This window comes from Amycolatopsis sp. NPDC006131, from assembly GCF_040614175.1.
GTDB classification, from domain to species: Bacteria; Actinomycetota; Actinomycetes; order Mycobacteriales; family Pseudonocardiaceae; genus Amycolatopsis_E; species Amycolatopsis_E tucumanensis.
This window is the reverse complement of the sequence record NZ_JBEXTX010000003.1, coordinates 143,862-159,746: the sequence shown is the minus strand read 5'-3', so window position 1 is coordinate 159,746 and position 15,885 is coordinate 143,862. Positions and strand designations below refer to the sequence as shown.

Annotated in this window: 14 protein-coding genes and 2 pseudogenes; 5 read left to right on the top strand and 11 right to left on the bottom strand. The window is 71.9% G+C overall.

Annotated elements, in window-relative coordinates; genetic code table 11:
* Positions 1–150 precede the first annotated feature (150 nt).
* Positions 151–1,242 carry a zinc-binding dehydrogenase gene (locus tag ABZ215_RS03325; RefSeq protein WP_354947442.1) on the top strand — a complete coding sequence of 364 codons (1,092 nt, stop codon included), beginning with the start codon at positions 151–153 and terminating at the stop codon, positions 1,240–1,242.
* A 2-nt stretch (positions 1,243–1,244) separates the two neighbouring features.
* The gene (locus ABZ215_RS03320; protein ID WP_354947440.1) at positions 1,245–2,378 is read left to right on the top strand and encodes a DUF3500 domain-containing protein; all 1,134 of its coding nucleotides are present in this window, start codon (positions 1,245–1,247) and stop codon (positions 2,376–2,378) included.
* A 5-nt stretch (positions 2,379–2,383) separates the two neighbouring features.
* Here the strand turns inward: ABZ215_RS03320 and ABZ215_RS03315 are convergent, their stop codons facing one another.
* From ABZ215_RS03315 to ABZ215_RS03290, 6 genes are read right to left on the bottom strand one after another with little or no spacing between them, the layout of a single operon-like run.
* Positions 2,384–3,286: a LysR family transcriptional regulator gene (locus tag ABZ215_RS03315; protein ID WP_354947438.1), complete on the bottom strand. Its 903-nt coding sequence runs from the start codon at positions 3,284–3,286 to the stop codon at positions 2,384–2,386.
* 9 nt (positions 3,287–3,295) lie between these two features.
* Positions 3,296–3,856: a TetR/AcrR family transcriptional regulator gene (locus tag ABZ215_RS03310; RefSeq protein WP_354947436.1), complete on the bottom strand. Its 561-nt coding sequence runs from the start codon at positions 3,854–3,856 to the stop codon at positions 3,296–3,298.
* Positions 3,856–5,133 carry an amidohydrolase family protein gene (locus tag ABZ215_RS03305; protein WP_354947434.1) on the bottom strand — a complete coding sequence of 426 codons (1,278 nt, stop codon included), beginning with the start codon at positions 5,131–5,133 and terminating at the stop codon, positions 3,856–3,858. Before ABZ215_RS03305 ends, ABZ215_RS03310 begins: the two co-directional genes overlap by 1 nt.
* Positions 5,130–6,665 carry an FAD-dependent oxidoreductase gene (locus tag ABZ215_RS03300; protein ID WP_354947432.1) on the bottom strand — a complete coding sequence of 512 codons (1,536 nt, stop codon included), beginning with the start codon at positions 6,663–6,665 and terminating at the stop codon, positions 5,130–5,132. Before ABZ215_RS03300 ends, ABZ215_RS03305 begins: the two co-directional genes overlap by 4 nt.
* Positions 6,662–7,558: an alpha/beta fold hydrolase gene (locus tag ABZ215_RS03295; RefSeq protein ID WP_354947430.1), complete on the bottom strand. Its 897-nt coding sequence runs from the start codon at positions 7,556–7,558 to the stop codon at positions 6,662–6,664. Before ABZ215_RS03295 ends, ABZ215_RS03300 begins: the two co-directional genes overlap by 4 nt.
* Positions 7,555–8,367 (bottom strand): alpha/beta hydrolase, encoded by an 813-nt coding sequence (locus ABZ215_RS03290; RefSeq protein ID WP_354947428.1) that lies wholly within the window; start codon positions 8,365–8,367, stop codon positions 7,555–7,557. The genes ABZ215_RS03295 and ABZ215_RS03290 overlap by 4 nt, the downstream gene beginning before the upstream one ends.
* A gap of 59 nt (positions 8,368–8,426) precedes the next feature.
* Between ABZ215_RS03290 and ABZ215_RS03285 the strand changes: the two genes are divergently transcribed.
* Complete coding sequence (locus tag ABZ215_RS03285; protein ID WP_354947426.1) at positions 8,427–9,110, top strand: TetR/AcrR family transcriptional regulator; 684 nt, start codon at positions 8,427–8,429, stop codon at positions 9,108–9,110.
* 129 nt (positions 9,111–9,239) lie between these two features.
* On the opposite strand, the pseudogene ABZ215_RS03280 reads toward ABZ215_RS03285, so the two are convergent.
* The 5 genes and pseudogenes from ABZ215_RS03280 to ABZ215_RS03260 form a co-directional block, all read right to left on the bottom strand.
* Positions 9,240–9,326, bottom strand: a pseudogene (locus tag ABZ215_RS03280) (hypothetical protein); the annotation flags it as partial.
* 226 nt (positions 9,327–9,552) lie between these two features.
* Positions 9,553–10,461: pseudogene (locus tag ABZ215_RS03275) on the bottom strand (AMP-binding protein); the annotation flags it as partial.
* A gap of 290 nt (positions 10,462–10,751) precedes the next feature.
* Positions 10,752–11,756 carry a hypothetical protein gene (locus ABZ215_RS03270; RefSeq protein ID WP_354947424.1) on the bottom strand — a complete coding sequence of 335 codons (1,005 nt, stop codon included), beginning with the start codon at positions 11,754–11,756 and terminating at the stop codon, positions 10,752–10,754.
* A 5-nt stretch (positions 11,757–11,761) separates the two neighbouring features.
* Positions 11,762–12,088 (bottom strand): hypothetical protein, encoded by a 327-nt coding sequence (locus ABZ215_RS03265; protein ID WP_020420843.1) that lies wholly within the window; start codon positions 12,086–12,088, stop codon positions 11,762–11,764.
* Between the two features lie 94 nt (positions 12,089–12,182).
* The gene (locus ABZ215_RS03260) at positions 12,183–13,154 is read right to left on the bottom strand and encodes a LuxR C-terminal-related transcriptional regulator (protein WP_237335520.1); all 972 of its coding nucleotides are present in this window, start codon (positions 13,152–13,154) and stop codon (positions 12,183–12,185) included.
* 197 nt (positions 13,155–13,351) lie between these two features.
* On the opposite strand from ABZ215_RS03260, the gene ABZ215_RS03255 reads away from it, so the two are divergent.
* On the top strand, positions 13,352–14,344 hold the full coding sequence (locus tag ABZ215_RS03255; protein WP_020420845.1) for a substrate-binding domain-containing protein: 993 nt from the start codon (positions 13,352–13,354) through the stop codon (positions 14,342–14,344).
* 35 nt (positions 14,345–14,379) lie between these two features.
* Positions 14,380–15,873 carry a sugar ABC transporter ATP-binding protein gene (locus ABZ215_RS03250; protein WP_354947422.1) on the top strand — a complete coding sequence of 498 codons (1,494 nt, stop codon included), beginning with the start codon at positions 14,380–14,382 and terminating at the stop codon, positions 15,871–15,873.
* Positions 15,874–15,885 lie beyond the last annotated feature (12 nt).

The following is a 15,885-nucleotide window of genomic DNA, read 5'->3' as shown; positions in this document are numbered from 1 at the left end:
CGGCGCGCAAATACCAATACCGTGGCCCTCGCATAGCCGCTTCCTATGGACATAGGGCACGGCTATCCGCGGTGCCGGGGTTTGGTCTTGGACACCCGCGACCTGTGCCCTGAAGCTGGACGGGACCGCCGAGGAAAGGAGGAACCGCTGATGGCCGCGATCCCGGACGTGATGCGGGCGGCCGTGCTGGCCGAGCCCGGGCGGATGCGCGTGACGGAGCTGCCGGTGCCGGAGCCGGGGCCTGAAGACGTGCTGGTGCGGGTGCACCGCGCTTCGCTGTGCGGCACCGACCTCAAGATCCGCAGCCGCGCCTTCTTCCCCGACGGTGGCCCGCCGCCCGGCACGTTCGTCCCCGGCCACGAATACGCCGGCCGGGTCGTGGCGGTGGGGTCCACTGTGGACGAGTTCCGCGTCGGCGACCGGGTCGTCACCGAAGCCCACCGGGGCTGCATGAGGTGCGTCAACTGCCTTTCCGGGGCCTACACCGCGTGCTTGAACAGTGGCCGCCGCGAGAAGGGCCACCGGACCCAGGGCATGACCGTCAATGGCGGGTTCGCCGACTACGCCCTCAACCACGTCTCGACGCTGCACCGCCTGCCCGACGCTGTCAGCTTCGATGCGGGCGTCGTGCTGACGACCGTGGGCACCGTCATGCACGCATTCGACGTGCTGGGCGATCTGGTCGTCGGCGCCCGGGTCGCCATCCTCGGCCCGGGACCGATCGGGTTGCTCGCCGTTCAGGTGGCGAAGGCGCTCGGCGCGGATCTGGTCGCGCTGCTCGGCACCCGGGAGTCCCGGCTGAAACTGGGGAGGGCCTTCGGCGCCGATCTCGCCCTGGACGTCCGGGACGGCACCGCCGTCGAGCAGGTCCGCGACGCCACCGGCGGGCAGGGCGTCGACGTCGTCCTGGAGTGCTCGGGGGCACCCGCCACTGTCGACCACGCCTTGGGACTCGCCAAACGCGGCGGCGAGATCGTCCTGGTGGGCTTCTTCGGCCAGCCCGTGACCGCCGACCTCAACCGGGCCGTGATGAACGGCCTCACACTGCACACCGTCCGGGGCGAAGGGGCCGGATCCCTCGCCCGCGCCATCTCCCTGGCCGGCCAAGGACGGCTCGACACCGATGCCCTGGTCACGCACCACTTCCCGCTCGAGGAGGTGGCCGAAGCGTTCGACACCTACGCTGAGCGGAGAGGAGACGCGATCAAGGTCATGCTCGACATAGCGAACGACCCGGTCTGAACATGGACGAACACTCGGCTGTCCAGCACATGACGCGGGTCGCCACCGAACTCCTCGATGCGCTCCCGCCGGCCGTACGCGCCCGCGCCCAGCAGCTTCCCATCGACGATCCCGCCGTCGAAGCCGAACGGGTCCGGTGGTTCTACACGCCCACCGACCACGGCGGGGTCGCGGTGCGTGAGCTGCCGCCCCGGCAGCAGAGCCTGGTCATGCAGCTGCTGGCCACCGGGCTGACCAGGCCGGCCTACGTCACCGCTTGCACCGTGATGGGCCTGGAGAACGTTCTCGACGAGCTGGAAGGCTGGCAGGTCGACTGGGGCCGCGAGCGCGGCCGGGATCCCGGGCTGTACTGGGTCCGCGTGTTCGGGCGCCCGGGCGACGACACGTGGGGCTGGCGCGTGGGCGGGCACCACCTGTCGGTGAACCTGCTGGTGCGGGCCGGGCGGATCGCCGCGGTGACGCCGTCGTTCCTCGGCGCCGACCCCGCCTGCTCGCCGGCCCTGGGCGGGACGTTGCGTCCACTCGGCGGGACCGAAGATCTCGCCCGGACGCTGATGCGGTCGCTTCCCGCGCCCGAACGGGCCCGGGCTCTCCTGCATCCGCGCGCGGTTTCGGACATCGTCTCGGGCAACCGGGCCCGGGTGCGGCCGGGCGACCAGATGATCCACATGCCGGACCTGTTTCGCGGCCCGCTGCCCACCCCGCGCCTGGCCGCGCTCGTCGACCGGATCGACGAAACCGCGGAGACCGGCTCCGGGTACACCGAAGCCGACCACGCGCGGCTCGCCCTCGATCGCCGACCGCAGGGCGTCGCCGGGCGGGACATGACGGCCGAGCAGCGGCGGCTGTTGCGCGACCTGCTCGCGACGTACACCGACCGCTCGCCGCAGCCGGTCGCCGACGCCCACCGCCGGCACTACCTCGACGACCGCAACCTCGACCTCGTACACCTGGCCTGGGCCGGGAGCCTCGCCCCGGGCGAACCGCACTACTACCGGCTCACCGGACCGCGGCTGCTCGTCGAGTACGACAACACGCAGCGGCACGCCAACCACGCGCATTCGGTGTGGCGTGATCCGGACGGCGACTTCGGCCTCGACCCTCTGGCGGCGCACCGTGCCACGGACCCACACTGACGACGTCAGCAGACGAGTGCGTTCGACGGCACCTCTCGGCTGGTGACCAGCGGCAGCTCTGTCGAGCTCAGCAGGTCGGCGAACCGCCGGGCGAGCTGCATCATCGGGCCGCGACCGTAGGCGGTCAGCTCGCGGTAGAGCGGAGGGTTCGTGGAACGGACGTGGTGGCGCCAGCCGTGCGGGACGGCGTTCGCGGGGACGATCGTCAGGCCGACCCCCTCGACGGCGAGCCGCAGGGCCGCGGCGACCTGCCCCACGCACGCGACGACCCTTGGCGTGAAGCCGAGCGAGCGAGCCGCCCAGTCCAGAACCTCCGACATCCCTTGTTCCGGTTCGAAGTGGACCCACTTGGCCTCGGCGAGCTCGGCGGGCGAGGCGGGCTCCGGGCCGAACGGTCCTTCCCCGGCCACGACCAGGCTTTCGAAGCCGAGGGTCACGATGTCGCCGTCCAAGTCCCGTGGCCGCGGCCCGATGGCCAGGTCGCCGTGGCCGGAGCGCATCGCGGCTTCGAGGTCACGGCGGTGGGAGTGGTCGTGTAGTCGCAGCACGGTGGTGGGGTACCGGTCGTGCCAGCGCACCATGCCCGACGGCAGGACCCCGGAGGCCACTGACCGGACGGTCAGCACGTGCAGCTCGCCGACGATGCCCTGCACCAGATCCGCCACCGACCGGCGGCCCGACTCGACCGCGGCGAGTGCCGCGCGAGCCTGGGGCAGGAAGAGCCGTCCCGCCGCGGTGAGAACGCTGCCCTGGCGGCCGCGTTCGAGCAGTGCGGCGCCCAGTTCCTTTTCCAGCGCTTGGATCTGCTGTGACAGCGACGGCTGGGCGACGAGCAGTTCCTGCGCCGCACCGCTGAAGGAACCGGCGTCGCAGATGGCGACGAAGTACTCGAGTTGACGCAGACGCACGGCAGCAACTCACTGTTCAGGGCCGGTCAGGCCGTGGAGGACGAGGTTCGTGACGGTGTCGGCAACGCGGCTGTCGCCGGGGTCGTCGGCGGGCAGGGCGTGGTTGAGGCCGGCGAGCATGACGCCCACAGCCGTCGCCAGCAGCTCGGGGTCGCCGGGGAGCGGCTCGCCGCGGTCGCGCCGGTTTTCCAGGTGCTTGCGCAGCGGGGCTGTCCAGGCGGTCAGCTCGTCCCGCAACCGTCCGGAGGCGGGGGCGGCGGCGATCGCCTGCTGCAGCAGGCCGATGGCGGTGGTGCGGTGGGTGCGTAGTGCGGTCCAGCAGGCCGTGACGTGCTCGCGGATCGGATCGTCCGGGCCGGGGGCCGCTGTCCCGGTGAGTTCGCCGCGCAGCACTGTGAGGAGCTGTTCCTTGTCGTCGAAGTGGGTGTAGAAGGAGCCCACGGCGCGGCCGGCCGCGGCGGCGATGTCGGCGATCTTGGTGTCGAGGTAGCCGCGTTCGCCGAACAACCGTTTCGCCGCGGCCAGCAGGTCGGCCCGGGTGCGGCTCGCGAGTTCGTCCCGCTTGCCCATCAGCCCGTGAGGTGGGGGATGAGGTGATCGGCGGATTCGTGGAGCTGGGCTCGCACGGCGCCGAGGTCGACGTCGAGGAGGGCGTGGCCGCGTTTGCGCCAGCGCCCGGCGATCATGACCGCTTCGATGTCGCCGGCCGTCGCGTGCAGGGCCGCGGCGACCGGGTTCGGCGCCGGAGCGTCGATGACGACGAGGTCGGCTTGCATGTCCGGTTCGAGCCGGCCGACGCGGTCGGCGAGGCCGAGTGCTCGCGCGCCTTCGACCGTGGCCCAGGCCAGTGCCTGTTTGGCGGTGATCGTGGTGGTGAGGGAAAACGAGCCGTTCGCCCGGCGGTGGTCGTCGTGGTCATGGCCGCGCTGGTGCGCCAGGGCGATGCGGGCGGCGGAAAGCACGTCGGCGGGGGTGATGGCGTCGGTGTCGGTGCCCAGCGACGGCGCGGAGCCCAGCCGGAGCAGGTGCCCGGTGACGGGGAAGCCGTGGCCTTGGCCGAGTTCGTTCTCGGGCGTGCTGGTGAAAGTGGCGCCCGCGTCGACCAAGGTCTTGAGCCAGTCCTCGGTGAGCCCCGCGCCGTGCACGACGTTGGTGCGGGGGCTCAGCAGTCCGGCGTCCCGCACCGCCGCCCAGCCGGGGCCGGGTTCGCCGCCGCTCTGGTGCATCGACACCACGAGGCCGCGTTCGGCGGCGGCGCGGAAGTCGGCGACCGCGGTGTCCGGAGTGGACAGCTGGGGTCCGCGGACGGCCATGCCGAGGGTGAGCAGCGGGCCGTCGGGCAGCCGGTCGAGCTCGCCGACGGGGTGGGTCGCGTCGGGTGCGGAGTAGGGGGTGCCATGCAGGAACACCCCGCGGATGCCGGACGCCGTGAGGCCCTCGATCGCGGCGTCGGTGTGCTCCGGCGTGGGCGTGTTGTGACACCAGTCGCCGAGGGTGGTGGTGCCGCGATCGAGCTGGTCCAGCGCGCCGGCGAGGGTGCCGATCCGCATGTCCTCGGGACGGTAGTGCCGGGCCACGGCACCGTGCATGCGGCCGAGGTAGTCCGCGAGCGTCCAGTCGGTGCCCACGCCACGCAGGGCGCTCTGCCAGGTGTGCAGGTGGGCGTTGACCAGGCCGGGCATGATGACCCGGCCGGTGACGTCGACGACTTCCGCGCCGGTCGCGTCGAGGCCCTGGCCGACGGCGGTGATGGTGCCGCCGTCGATCAGGATGTCGGCGCGTTCGGCGTCGGGCCGGTGCGGTGCCATGGTGATCACGCGGGCGCCGCGCAGCAGGACGCGGTTCATCCGGCCACCTCCGGGGTCATGGTGCGCACGGCGGCGCGGGTCGAGGTGAGGAAGTCGTGGGTCGCGACGTGCCCGAGGTAGCCGTCGGGCCGGACGAGCAGCAAGGCGTCTCCCTCGAGCCCGTGAACACGGCGGAAGTCACCCCGGTGATCGGTCAGGACGTGGTCGGCTTTGGCCTCGGCGCCGACGACGACACGCTGCAGCGGCGTCCCGGCGGCTGGCCAGTCGAGTTCTTCGCTCGCCGCAGCCGCTTCCGCGCCGTAGGCGACGACGGTGAACTGCGGCCCACGGTAGGTGTCGAACAGGCGCACCGCCTTTCCGTCCGTGCCGCGCAGCTCGGTGTCCGGCGCGCGGTCGCCGACCTGCAGCGTCGTCGTGCGATCGGTTCCAGCGGGCGCGAGCGGGCCGCCGTGGTAGGTCAGTGACAGCTGCTGTTCGTCCTTGCCGCGGCGCAGGCTCGACGGGTCGAGCTTGGCGAGTCCTTCGTACTTCTTCGTGGACAGGCCGAGCACGCCCGCGGCGATGGGGAGGCGTTCGGCTTCGTAGCTGTCGAGCAGGCGTGGGTCGGCTCCGGCGAGGACCTGGGCGAGTTTCCAGCCGAGGTTGTAGGCGTCCTGGATGCCGGTGTTGAGACCCTGTGCCCCGGCGGGGGTGTGCACGTGGGCGGCGTCGCCGGCGAGGAAGACCCGGCCGCGGCGGTAGGCCTCGGCCAGGCGGATGTTGGGCCGGAACACCGACCGCCACCGGATGTCGCGCACGGCGATGGCCCGGTTGCGGGTGTGGGCCCGGATCCGCCGGGTGATCGCCTCCTCACTCTCGGGCGGCTCCTCGTCCGGGGACAGGCGGATCATCCACTGGAACAGGTCCGTGTGGGGCAGCGGGCAGGCGCCGACGAACCGGCCCTGCAAGCCCGGCCAGACGTGCCACCGGTTACCGGATAGGCCGGAGGTGACAGCGTCGACAATGAGCATCCGATCGCCCTCGCGGGTCTCGCCGAGGAACCCCAGCCCGAGCTGCTTGCGGACCGCACTGGAACCGCCGTCGGCGCCCACGAGGTAGCGGGCGGTGATCCGTTCGGGGCCGTCGTCCCCGAGCACGGTGGCGGTGACCGCCGTGCCGTCCTGCTCGAACCCGGTGAGCTCGCGGCCGTATTCGACCCGGCCGCCGAGCTGGGCGAGCCGGTCGTGCAGCACGGCATCGGTGCGGTACTGGGGCATCAGCCGGGTGTTCGGGTAGGGGACGTCGGCGGTGCGGTCGCGGTTACGGAACATCCGCCACGGGACGGTGACCGGACCCAGGTGAATACCCAGGCGGGGGTAGTCGCTGCTGCCGGCGAGGACGTCGTCGAGCACGCCGAGGTCGTCGAACACCTCCAGGGTGCGTGGCTGGAGGCCTTTGGCGCGGGAGCCTTCGAAGGAGTGCGGGGCCTTGTCGATGATCCGGACGGCCAGGCCGCGGCGGGCCAGGTCTATGGCGAGGGTGGTGCCGGCCGGGCCGGAGCCGGCGATCAGGACGTCGAGGGTGTTGTTCATGGTTCCAACCGATCCGGGTGGGAAACGGCGAACGACGCGAGCAGGTCGCCGACGTCGTCCGGCCGTTCGAACGGGGCCATGTGGCCGCATTCGGTGATGACGTGGGTCTGCCGCGGGCGCAGCAGCTCGCGGACGGTGTCGAGGTTGGTGACCGGGGTGACCCGGTCGTCGTCGCCCCACACCAGCAGGACGGGCAGCCCAAGCTCGCCGGTGCTGCGGAACAGGTCCTGCCGCTCGTACAGCGGAAAGTCCTGCAAGGTCCGGAAGAACGCGTAGAGGGAGCCTTCGGACCGGTAGGCGTCCCGCACCATGGCGACCAGCCGGTCGGAGAGCCCGGGGTCGCGGACGTTGTGTCCGAGGTGGTCTTCCAGGAGCTTGCGACCGAAGCGGCGGGCGACGAATCCGGCCACGACGTCGTTGCGCAGCAATCGCTGCGGCAGGGGACGCTCGCCCAGGCCCGCCGGGCCCACGATGGTGAGCGTGGCCACGGCTTCCGGGCGCTGGTTGGCGTAGGCCATCGCGACCAGGGCACCCATCGAGGTGCCGACCACGTGGTGCGGCCCGGCGAGGCCGAGTGCGGCGGTGAGCTCGGTGAGCTGCCGGACGAACAACACCTCGTCGTAGCGGCCCTGGACCCGGTCGGAATAGCCGCGGCCGTAGGCGCTGCAGGCGAGGGTGCGCAGGCCGCGGGCATGCAGCCGCGCGGCGAGCTCGTCCCAGTAGAACAGCGGGATCGTGATGCCGCCGACCAGCACGACGAGCTCACCGTCTTCGGGACCGGCCAGCTCGTAGTGCGTCACCCCATCGGTCAGGTCGACGAAACTGCCGCGCAGGGTCCGGCGCGTGGTCGCGTCGAGCCGGCGGTCCTCATCGGACGCGACGAAGTACTTCATCGCCGCTCCTCGTGCCGGGACAGGAATTCGGCGATCGCCCCGGCGACCCAGTCCGGGTCCTCTTCCGGCAGCAGATGGCCACCGTCGGCGTGGACTCGCTCGACAGCGCCCGGGATGTCGCGAGCGAAGTGCTGCCCGTCGACGCCGGCGCTGCGCAAGACCAGCGTCGGTACTGAGATCTTCGGGATCTCGGTGCTGCGGTCCGGCTGGTCGGTGTTGGCGAAGTCGACGAACGCCGACCGGTTTCCCGGGCGACTGGTGAGCGCGTGTACCCGGTCGACCATGGCGTCGTCCACGATCGCGGAGTTCGCGCCGACCGCTTCCCGCAGCCCGCGTTCGGTCGCGCCGCGCGGGAGCCAGCGCCGCAGCAGCGGGCGCAGCAACGGATTCCGGGCCAGCCGCAAACCGGCAGGCACCGTCTTCTCCGGATAGCCCGTGGCGTTGACCAGCACCAGCGCATCGACCCGTTCCGGGGCGTCCAGGGCCAGGTTCCAGGCTATGTTGCCGCCCAGCGAATTCCCGGCCACCGCGAAGTGCGGCACCCGCAGCGCGGTCATGAACCGGGCGATCGTGCCTGCGTAGGTCCGCACGCGGTAGTCGCGGTCGGGCCGCGGCCCGGTCCGCCCGAAGCCGGGCAGGTCCGGCCGGATCACGTCGTAGGACGTCGACAACAGTGCCGCGACCCGCTCGAAGCCCTCCAACGACGACCCGCTGCCGTGCAACAGCACCACCGCGGGCCCTTGACCTGCGCGTTCGTAGTGAACGCGCAGGCCGTCGACCGAAACTGACTGGATGTGGGTGCTCTTCATAATGGCAACAGTGTTGCCGTTATTGCGCCGGGTGTCAACCTGTGGTCATACTTCTGGGCGTGTCGAGATCCTCCCAGTCAGCCGAAGCCAGTCCGTCCGCACGACGATCGCGGGGCCGTCCTGCCGTCCCACTGGACCGGATCCTCGCCGCGGCGTTGCAGCTCGTCGACGAGGCAGGCGCCGAGGCATTGTCGATGCGGAGCCTCGCCCAGCGGCTCGAATCCGGCACGGCCACGCTCTACCGCCACTTCGGCAACCGGGCAACGTTGATCAACCACGTCATCGACCGCGTGTTCAGCGAGGTCGAACTCGACTCCCGGGCACTGGCGGAGCTGCGCTGGGACCAGGCCTGCCAGGCCGTCGCCCAGGCGATGTTCGACACGCTGGGCAAGCACCGAAAGATCGCGCCCCTGCTGATCGAGCAGACCCCGACCGGACCGAACGCGATGGCGCTGCGAGAGCGCTGCCTGGCCGTCCTGCTCGACGGCGGGTTACCACCGAGCCTCGCGGCGCGCGCCTACGCGACCCTCGCGCGCTACGTCCTCGGGTTCGCCATCCAGCTCGCCGGCTCCGAGAACGGGGCCGAGCGAGAGCGGGTGTCGGCGCGTTTCCACGATCTGTCGTCCGCGGACTTCCCGGCCACGCGCGCGGTCGCGGACTCCCTGCCGGTGCCGCTGGAGGACGAGTTCGCCTTCGGCCTGGAATTGATCGTCAACGGGTTGCGTCAGCTGCACGCCCAGTGATGTCCTGTCGGCCACTGTTCCAGCCCGCCAACAGATCTTCGTCGGCGTCAACCGGTGCAGTGGCGGCGGCCAGGCGAGCAGGTCCGCCTCAGTCGCTGTGGCGCCGGGAGTGAGGGTCACGTACGCGACGGGCACCTCGCCGGAGCGCTCGTCGGGGCGGCCGACCGCGCTGGCCGCGGTGAACTCGGGGTGGGCCAGCAGGGTGTCCTCGATCATCGCCGGGTCGATGTTGTGCCCGCCGCGGATGATGAGGTCCTTGGCCCGGCCGGCCAGGTGCACGAACCCGTCGGCATCGCGCCGGGCCAGGTCGCCGGTGTCCAGCCAGCCGTCGCGGAGTTTGCCGAGGCCGTAGGACGCACCCGGTTTCGTCCCGTCCGACGACGTAGCCGGGGAACACGGTGGGGCCGCTGATGGCCAGGACACCGGTTTCGCCGGCGGGCAGTTCCTCCCCCGTGCCCTGGCGGACGACCTTCACCCGCTGGTACGGCATGCGCTGTCCGACGGTGCCGGGACGCGGTGCGTCGGGGAAACTGCGCGCGCTCGTGCACGTGGCTTCGGTGAGCCCGTAGCCCTCGACGAGCGTGATGCCGGTGTGCCACTGGAAGCTCTCCCGCACCGCGGCGGGCAGGGGCGATGCGCCGACCAGTGCGTAGTGGAGGCTGGAGATGTCAGCGTCCACCGGGCACTGCGCGAGCACCGCGTACACCGTGGGCACGGCGCTCATCGCCGCGATCCGGTAGTGCTCGACGATCTTCCAGAACTCCCCGTACAACGCGAGGTCCCGGTATCCCAGCGGACCGGACCACACTGCCTGCTGGCCTTTGAACAGCGGCGCGAGCAGGGTGACCACGAGGGCGTTGACGTGGAACAGCGGCAGCGCCGCGAAGATGACCGAGTCGTCCCCGAGCAGCGAGTTGGCCGCGATCATCCACGCGTCCGCGACCTCGTTGCTGTGGGTGTGCGCGGCCAGTTTCGGCGCTCCGGTCGTGCCACCGGTGTGGAACAACGCGGCGAGGTCCGTGGCCGAAGGCGGTTCACCGCCGAACACGGAGTGGTCCATTGTGGATGCCAGCTCGGCGAGGTACGCGACCCGGAGGCCGTCGATGGCGGGCAGTGGGGCGGGCTCACCGGTCGCGGCGGTCGGGCGCAGCACGAGGACGACGTCCAGCCCGGGGGCGAGCGCCCGGGCGGCCAGGGTCGCCGGGATCAGGTCGGCGCAGTTGGGCGCCATCAAGGCTACTGCGTCGCCGCGCCGGACCCCGAGTTCGCGCAGCAGGTTCGCGTAGCGGTGCACGTCGGCGAGCAGGTCGGCGAACGTCCGCCGGACGGGTTCACGCCAGCGCGCGGCCACGGGCAGCACGGTCGTCGCCGTGCGGTCGGGCCACGTTGTGGCGGCGCGCGAGAGCAGTGCGTAGGTCGACTCCGGCAACGCCCGGTCGGTGAGCGGGACGGCTTCGATCGCCGCCAGGTCGGCGGGGACGATGATCGCCCGCACCCGCGGGAGTGTACTGCCCCGATCAGTCCGCGATCAGGCCCACGAACCGGCGACGCGGCTCGGAGAAAGCGCTCACCGCGGGCGATCGTCGGCAGGACGCGGCGCTTCCGCACTCCGGCGCCGGACCACCACGGCACTCACCGCGGCTACCCGGTCTCCAGCCGCTGCGCGATCGGGCCGCGGGCAGGTGCCGGCGGGTCCTTGGGCAGCTTCTCCACGGCGCGCGCGAACTCGTCCCAGTTCGCGGCCTCCTTGAGCCGGAACTGCGCCGGCTTGAAGTTCGGGCTCGTGACGTCCAGGCCGAGTTTCGCGTCCTTGAAGAAAACCCTGCCGTTCTCCTTGGCCATGTCCTCGAGCATCGCGGTGAAGTGGCCGGCGAGCCGGTCGCCGGCCTCGGCCAGGTTGTTCCGCGCCGCGCGCACGTCGGCCCGGAACTGGGCCATGATGCGCTGCGGGTCGGTCTCCTCCCAGGTCTTCGTCAGCTGCTTGATCTCGCCGACGACCTTCGCCACGTTCTCCACCCCGCCCACCACGTCCCCGGACTTGGCGGCGGAGATCAGCCCGGCGGTGCTGTAGAACATGTTCAGCGCGAACTCGACCTTCGCGGTCGTGCGGTCCTTCTGCGCGTCGGCGAGGGCCTTGGTGATGTTCGCGGCGAACTTCTCGGCGTTGTCCTCACCGGTGCGCACCAGCAGCGCGTACTGCTCGAGCACCTTGTCCAGGTATGCCGCATATGCGGACTGGTTCCCGACGAACGCCTTGAGGTCGTTGAGCCTGCTCGTCACCGCGCGGGCGGCCGACCCGGTCCACTCGGCCAGGTTGCCGGTCGCGGTGGTGAACTTCTCGTCCACGTCGTCGACGGTCACGTTCGCCGCGGCCAGTTCCCGGCGCGCATCGTCGGCGGCCGCGGCCGCGCCGCCCTGGTAGCCGTGCAGTTCGCCGAGCAGGGAGTAGGCCTCCCAGACCACGTCCTTCTTCTTCGCCGCGTCGATCGACAGCTTCCGGACGTATTCGTCGGTCTGGGTGCCCACCCCCTCGATCACCGGCGGCGGCGACTGCTGGAGCAGGATCTTCGCGCAGTCCTCGATGACCCCGGCCAGTCGCAGGAACTCGGCGAACAGCTGCTCCCGGTACTCCTCGTACGCGCTCAAGCCGGTCAGCCCTCCTGGCCGTCGGCGCGGGCGTACAGCGCCTTGATCTTCAACATGGCCTGTCCCGCGTACTCCAGTTCGTCCTTGACGTGCACCTGGCGGCGCTCGACCAGGTCGGTCATCCGCGCGATAACCCCTTCGAGCTTGCGCAGCGGCAGGTTCTCGGTGTCACCGCGCAACAGGTCGTCCAACGTGGACCCGTCGGTGAACTGGACGTTCGCCCGGCACTTGTGCACCCGTCCCGCGACGTCCTGCGCCCATCCGCCCGCCTCGGTGAGGGCCTTGCCCGCCGCCTCCAGACTGCTCAGGTCGACCTCGTAGCCGTTGCTCAACGCAGCCTCCCCTCCACGCTCCCCGCGATCGGGCGAGTGTGCCGCGCGGACGGGACGGCCGTACAGGTCCATTCCGGACAATGTCCGGTTGCGGTCACAACCAGCCGCGGCGGACGGCGGCCACCCCGGCGGCGAACCGGCTGTCGACCTGCAGGACCTCCAGGATCGCGCCGACGTGGCGGCGGACCGTGCGCACCGCGGTGCCGGTCTGGCGGGCGATCGCCTCGTCGGTGAGGCCGGCCGCCAGCAGGTGCAGAACCTTGTGGCGGGCGGGGGTGAGCTCGGCCGGGGCCGCCTCGCCGATGGCCGTGGTGTCCGGCGCGTGCCAGAGCGCGTCGAACCACTCGGCTAACAGCCCGAGCAGGGCGGGGGAGCGGATCAGCAGCGCGCCGTCGGCGCCCGTGCGGTCGATGGTGACCAGCGCGACGTGGTCGTCGACGTGCATCATCTTCACCGGCACCGACCGCCGGATGCGGGCCTGCTCACCGGCGCGGACGGACTCCTCGATGCTATGCGAGCCCCACTCGTCCGAGGCGTGCTCGGTGTCGTAGAGCATGCGGAACTCCACCCCGGCGGCGATGGCGTCGGGCGGCGGCAAGAGCAGGCCCTCGGTGGTCGGGTTGTGGCCGGACCTGGCGTTGAAGGTGGCGCGGAGAAGGCGGCGCGGGGAGCGGTAGAGCCCGGCCGCCAGCCGGGCCATCTCGGCCGGATCGCGGACCGCCTGGACGTCCTCGCCGTCGAGCGCGTCCTGCGACAGGCCGGTGGTCGGCGCGACCAGGTCGGCGAACCGCTCCCACGACTCCGCCAGGCCCGCCTGCAGCGCCGCCAGGTGCCGGTGCTGCCGGTCGATCAAGCGGCGCAGCGCGATCACCGGGTGCACCACGCGCACATACCGGTGGTCGCCCGCGCCGGCCATCGTGACGAGGCCGGCGTCGAGCAGTTCCCGGCCGGCGGGGTCGTCGAGGTCGAACCGGCCGGCCCCGGGCCCGGCCGGGATCTCGCCCGCGGCGTGCAGGCGTTCGTACGCCTCCGCGGCCGCCTCCGACACCAACCCAGCCAGCACCATCGCCACCACGGTTCCTCCTGACGCCCGGAAACGGGGACATCATCACCCGGCCGCCCGTCCGGTGCGCGCAGTGGGCACCCACCGCGAGAGCATTAATTAATAATTAATCTTGACGCGCCCACCCCCGGCAAGCGAGACTCGTCCCGCAAGCGAGCGGGTCCGCGACAAGCCGGCACCCGGGTCAACGAAGGAGAGACATGGGCGCAACGAGGCGTCTCGGCCGCGCCGGGCTGGCGTTGCTCGTCGTGGCGGCGCTCGGCCTGGTCACCGCCTGCGCGGGCAAGGTGGGCGAGAACGGCCGGTTCGGCGTCGTCTACATGGACGCGCAGGGCTACTACGCCGGCGTGCGGGCCGGAATGCAGCAGGAGGCCGAGGCCCTCGGCCGCGTGCCACAGCTGCTGCAACTCAACGCGCAGGGCGACGCGTCGAAGGAGAGCACGTTCGTCGACCAGGTGAGCGCCGCGAAGGTGGACGCGCTCATCCTGTCCCCGGCGTCGGCGACCGCGTCGGTCCCTGCGATCCGCCTCGCGCACGCCAGCGGCATCCCCGTCATCTGCTACAACACCTGCATCGCCGACGAGAGCGCCCGCAAGTACGTCTCGGCGTACGTGCTGGGCGATCCGGTGCGCTTCGGCGCCCTGCTCGGCGACCAGGCCGCCGACCACTTCCTCGCCGCGGGCAAGACCGCGCCGAAGATCGCCGTCGTCAACTGCGAGTTCGTCGAGGTCTGCGTCCAGCGCAGGCTCGGCTTCGAGCAGGCGCTCAAGGCCAAGCTCCCGGCCGCCGCGATCGTGGCGAACCAGGAGGGCGCGACGATCGACGACGCGGTCGACGTGGCCGAGCGGATCCTCACCGCGCACCCCGACGTGGACGCGTTCTACGGCGAGGCCGGCGGCGCCACCATGGGCGCGGTCCGCGCCGTGCAGGCCCGCGGCAAGGTCGGCCAGACCGTCGTGTTCGGCAGCGACATGTCGACCGAGGCGGCGCAGGCGCTGGCCGCGAACACCGTCCTCAAGGGAGTCGTCGACATCTCCGGCATCGCGGTCGGCAAGCTCGCCGCGAAGGCCGCCGACCAGGTGCGGCGCGGCGAGCTGACCGAATACACGGTCGTGCCGGCGCCGATCGACCTCTACGCCTCGCCCGAAGACGGCCGCGCCTGGCTGAGCGCGCACCCGGACGGTGTCCCGTGACCGTCCACACCAGACCGCAGAGCGAAGGAGAAGCCGTGGCTGCCAACGTCATCGAGGTCGACGGCGTCACCAAGCACTACCCCGGCGTGCAGGCGCTCACCGACGCCGCCATGACCATCCGCGAGGGCGAGATCCGCGCTCTGCTCGGCCGCAACGGCGCGGGCAAGTCGACGCTCATCCGCGTGCTGTCCGGGGTGGAGCGAGCCGACGCGGGCACCGTCACCGTCGCGGGCGAGCGGCTCGGCGACGGCGGCGTGCGCCGCGCGGCCGAGCTCGGCGTCAGCACCGTGCACCAGGAACTGAGCCTGGTCGCCGAGGTCAGCGTCGCGGAGAACCTCTACCTGGGCCGCTGGCCGCGACGCGGCGGAGCCGTCGACTACGCCACGATGCGCGCCGGCGCGCGGGCGGTGTTCGGCAGGCTCGGGCTGGGCATCGACCCGGCCGCGCCGGTCGGCGAGCTGTCGCTGGCGCACCGGCAGCTCGTGGAGATCTGCCGTGCGGTGCGGGAACAGCCGCGGCTGCTGATCCTCGACGAGCCCACCAGCGCGCTCGCCGCGGGCGAGGTCGACATCGTGCTCGACACCGTCACCCGCATCGCCGCCGAGGGCGTAGCCGTGCTCTACGTCAGCCACCGGCTCGAAGAGATCCGCCGCATCGCCCACAGCGCGACCGTGATGCGCGACGGGCGGGTCGTGGACACGGTCGACGCGACCGGCACCGGCACCGACCGGATCGTCCAGCTCATGCTCGGCGACTCCGCGACGGCCGCGCAACGACCGCCCGCGCGCGAGGTCGATCGGACCGGCGTGCCGGCGTTGTCGGTGCGCGGCCTGTCGGTGCCGCCCAAGGTCCTCGACGTCTCGTTCGACGTGCACCCCGGCGAGATCCTCGGGCTCGGCGGGCTGCTCGGCTCCGGCCGCACCGAGGTGCTGCGCGCCATCGCCGGGTTCACCCCGGCCGCGGCGGGCACCATCGCCGTCGACGGCCGGGACGTCACCCGCCCGACCCCGGCGGTGATGAAGCGCCTCGGCGTCGGCATGACCCCGGAGGACCGCAAGGACGAAGGCGTCGTCCCGCTCCTCGGCGTCGACGAGAACCTCGTGATGTCGGAGTTCGGCACCGTGAAGTCCGGGCCGGCCATCCGGCCGGCGCGCGTCCGGCGGGCGGCGCGGCGGCTCATCGAGCGGCTGTCCATCGCCACCGCGGCGCCGGAAACCCCGATCGTCAACCTCAGCGGCGGCAACCAGCAGAAGGCCGTGATCGGCCGCTGGCTGCACGCGGGCAGCCGCATCCTGCTGCTCGACGAGCCGACCCGCGGCGTGGACGTGCAGGCCAAGGCCGAGATCTACCGCCTGGTGCGGGAGGTCGCCGACGCCGGGGCCGCCGTCGTGTTCGTCTCCGGCGAGCTCGAGGAACTGCCCCTGGTGTGCGACCGGGTGCTCGCGCTGCGCGCCGGACGCGTCGCCGGCGAGCTGACCGGCGCGGGCCTGACCACCGATTCCGTGCTCTCCGCCGCGATGGCGGCCTGAGAAACAAGGGAA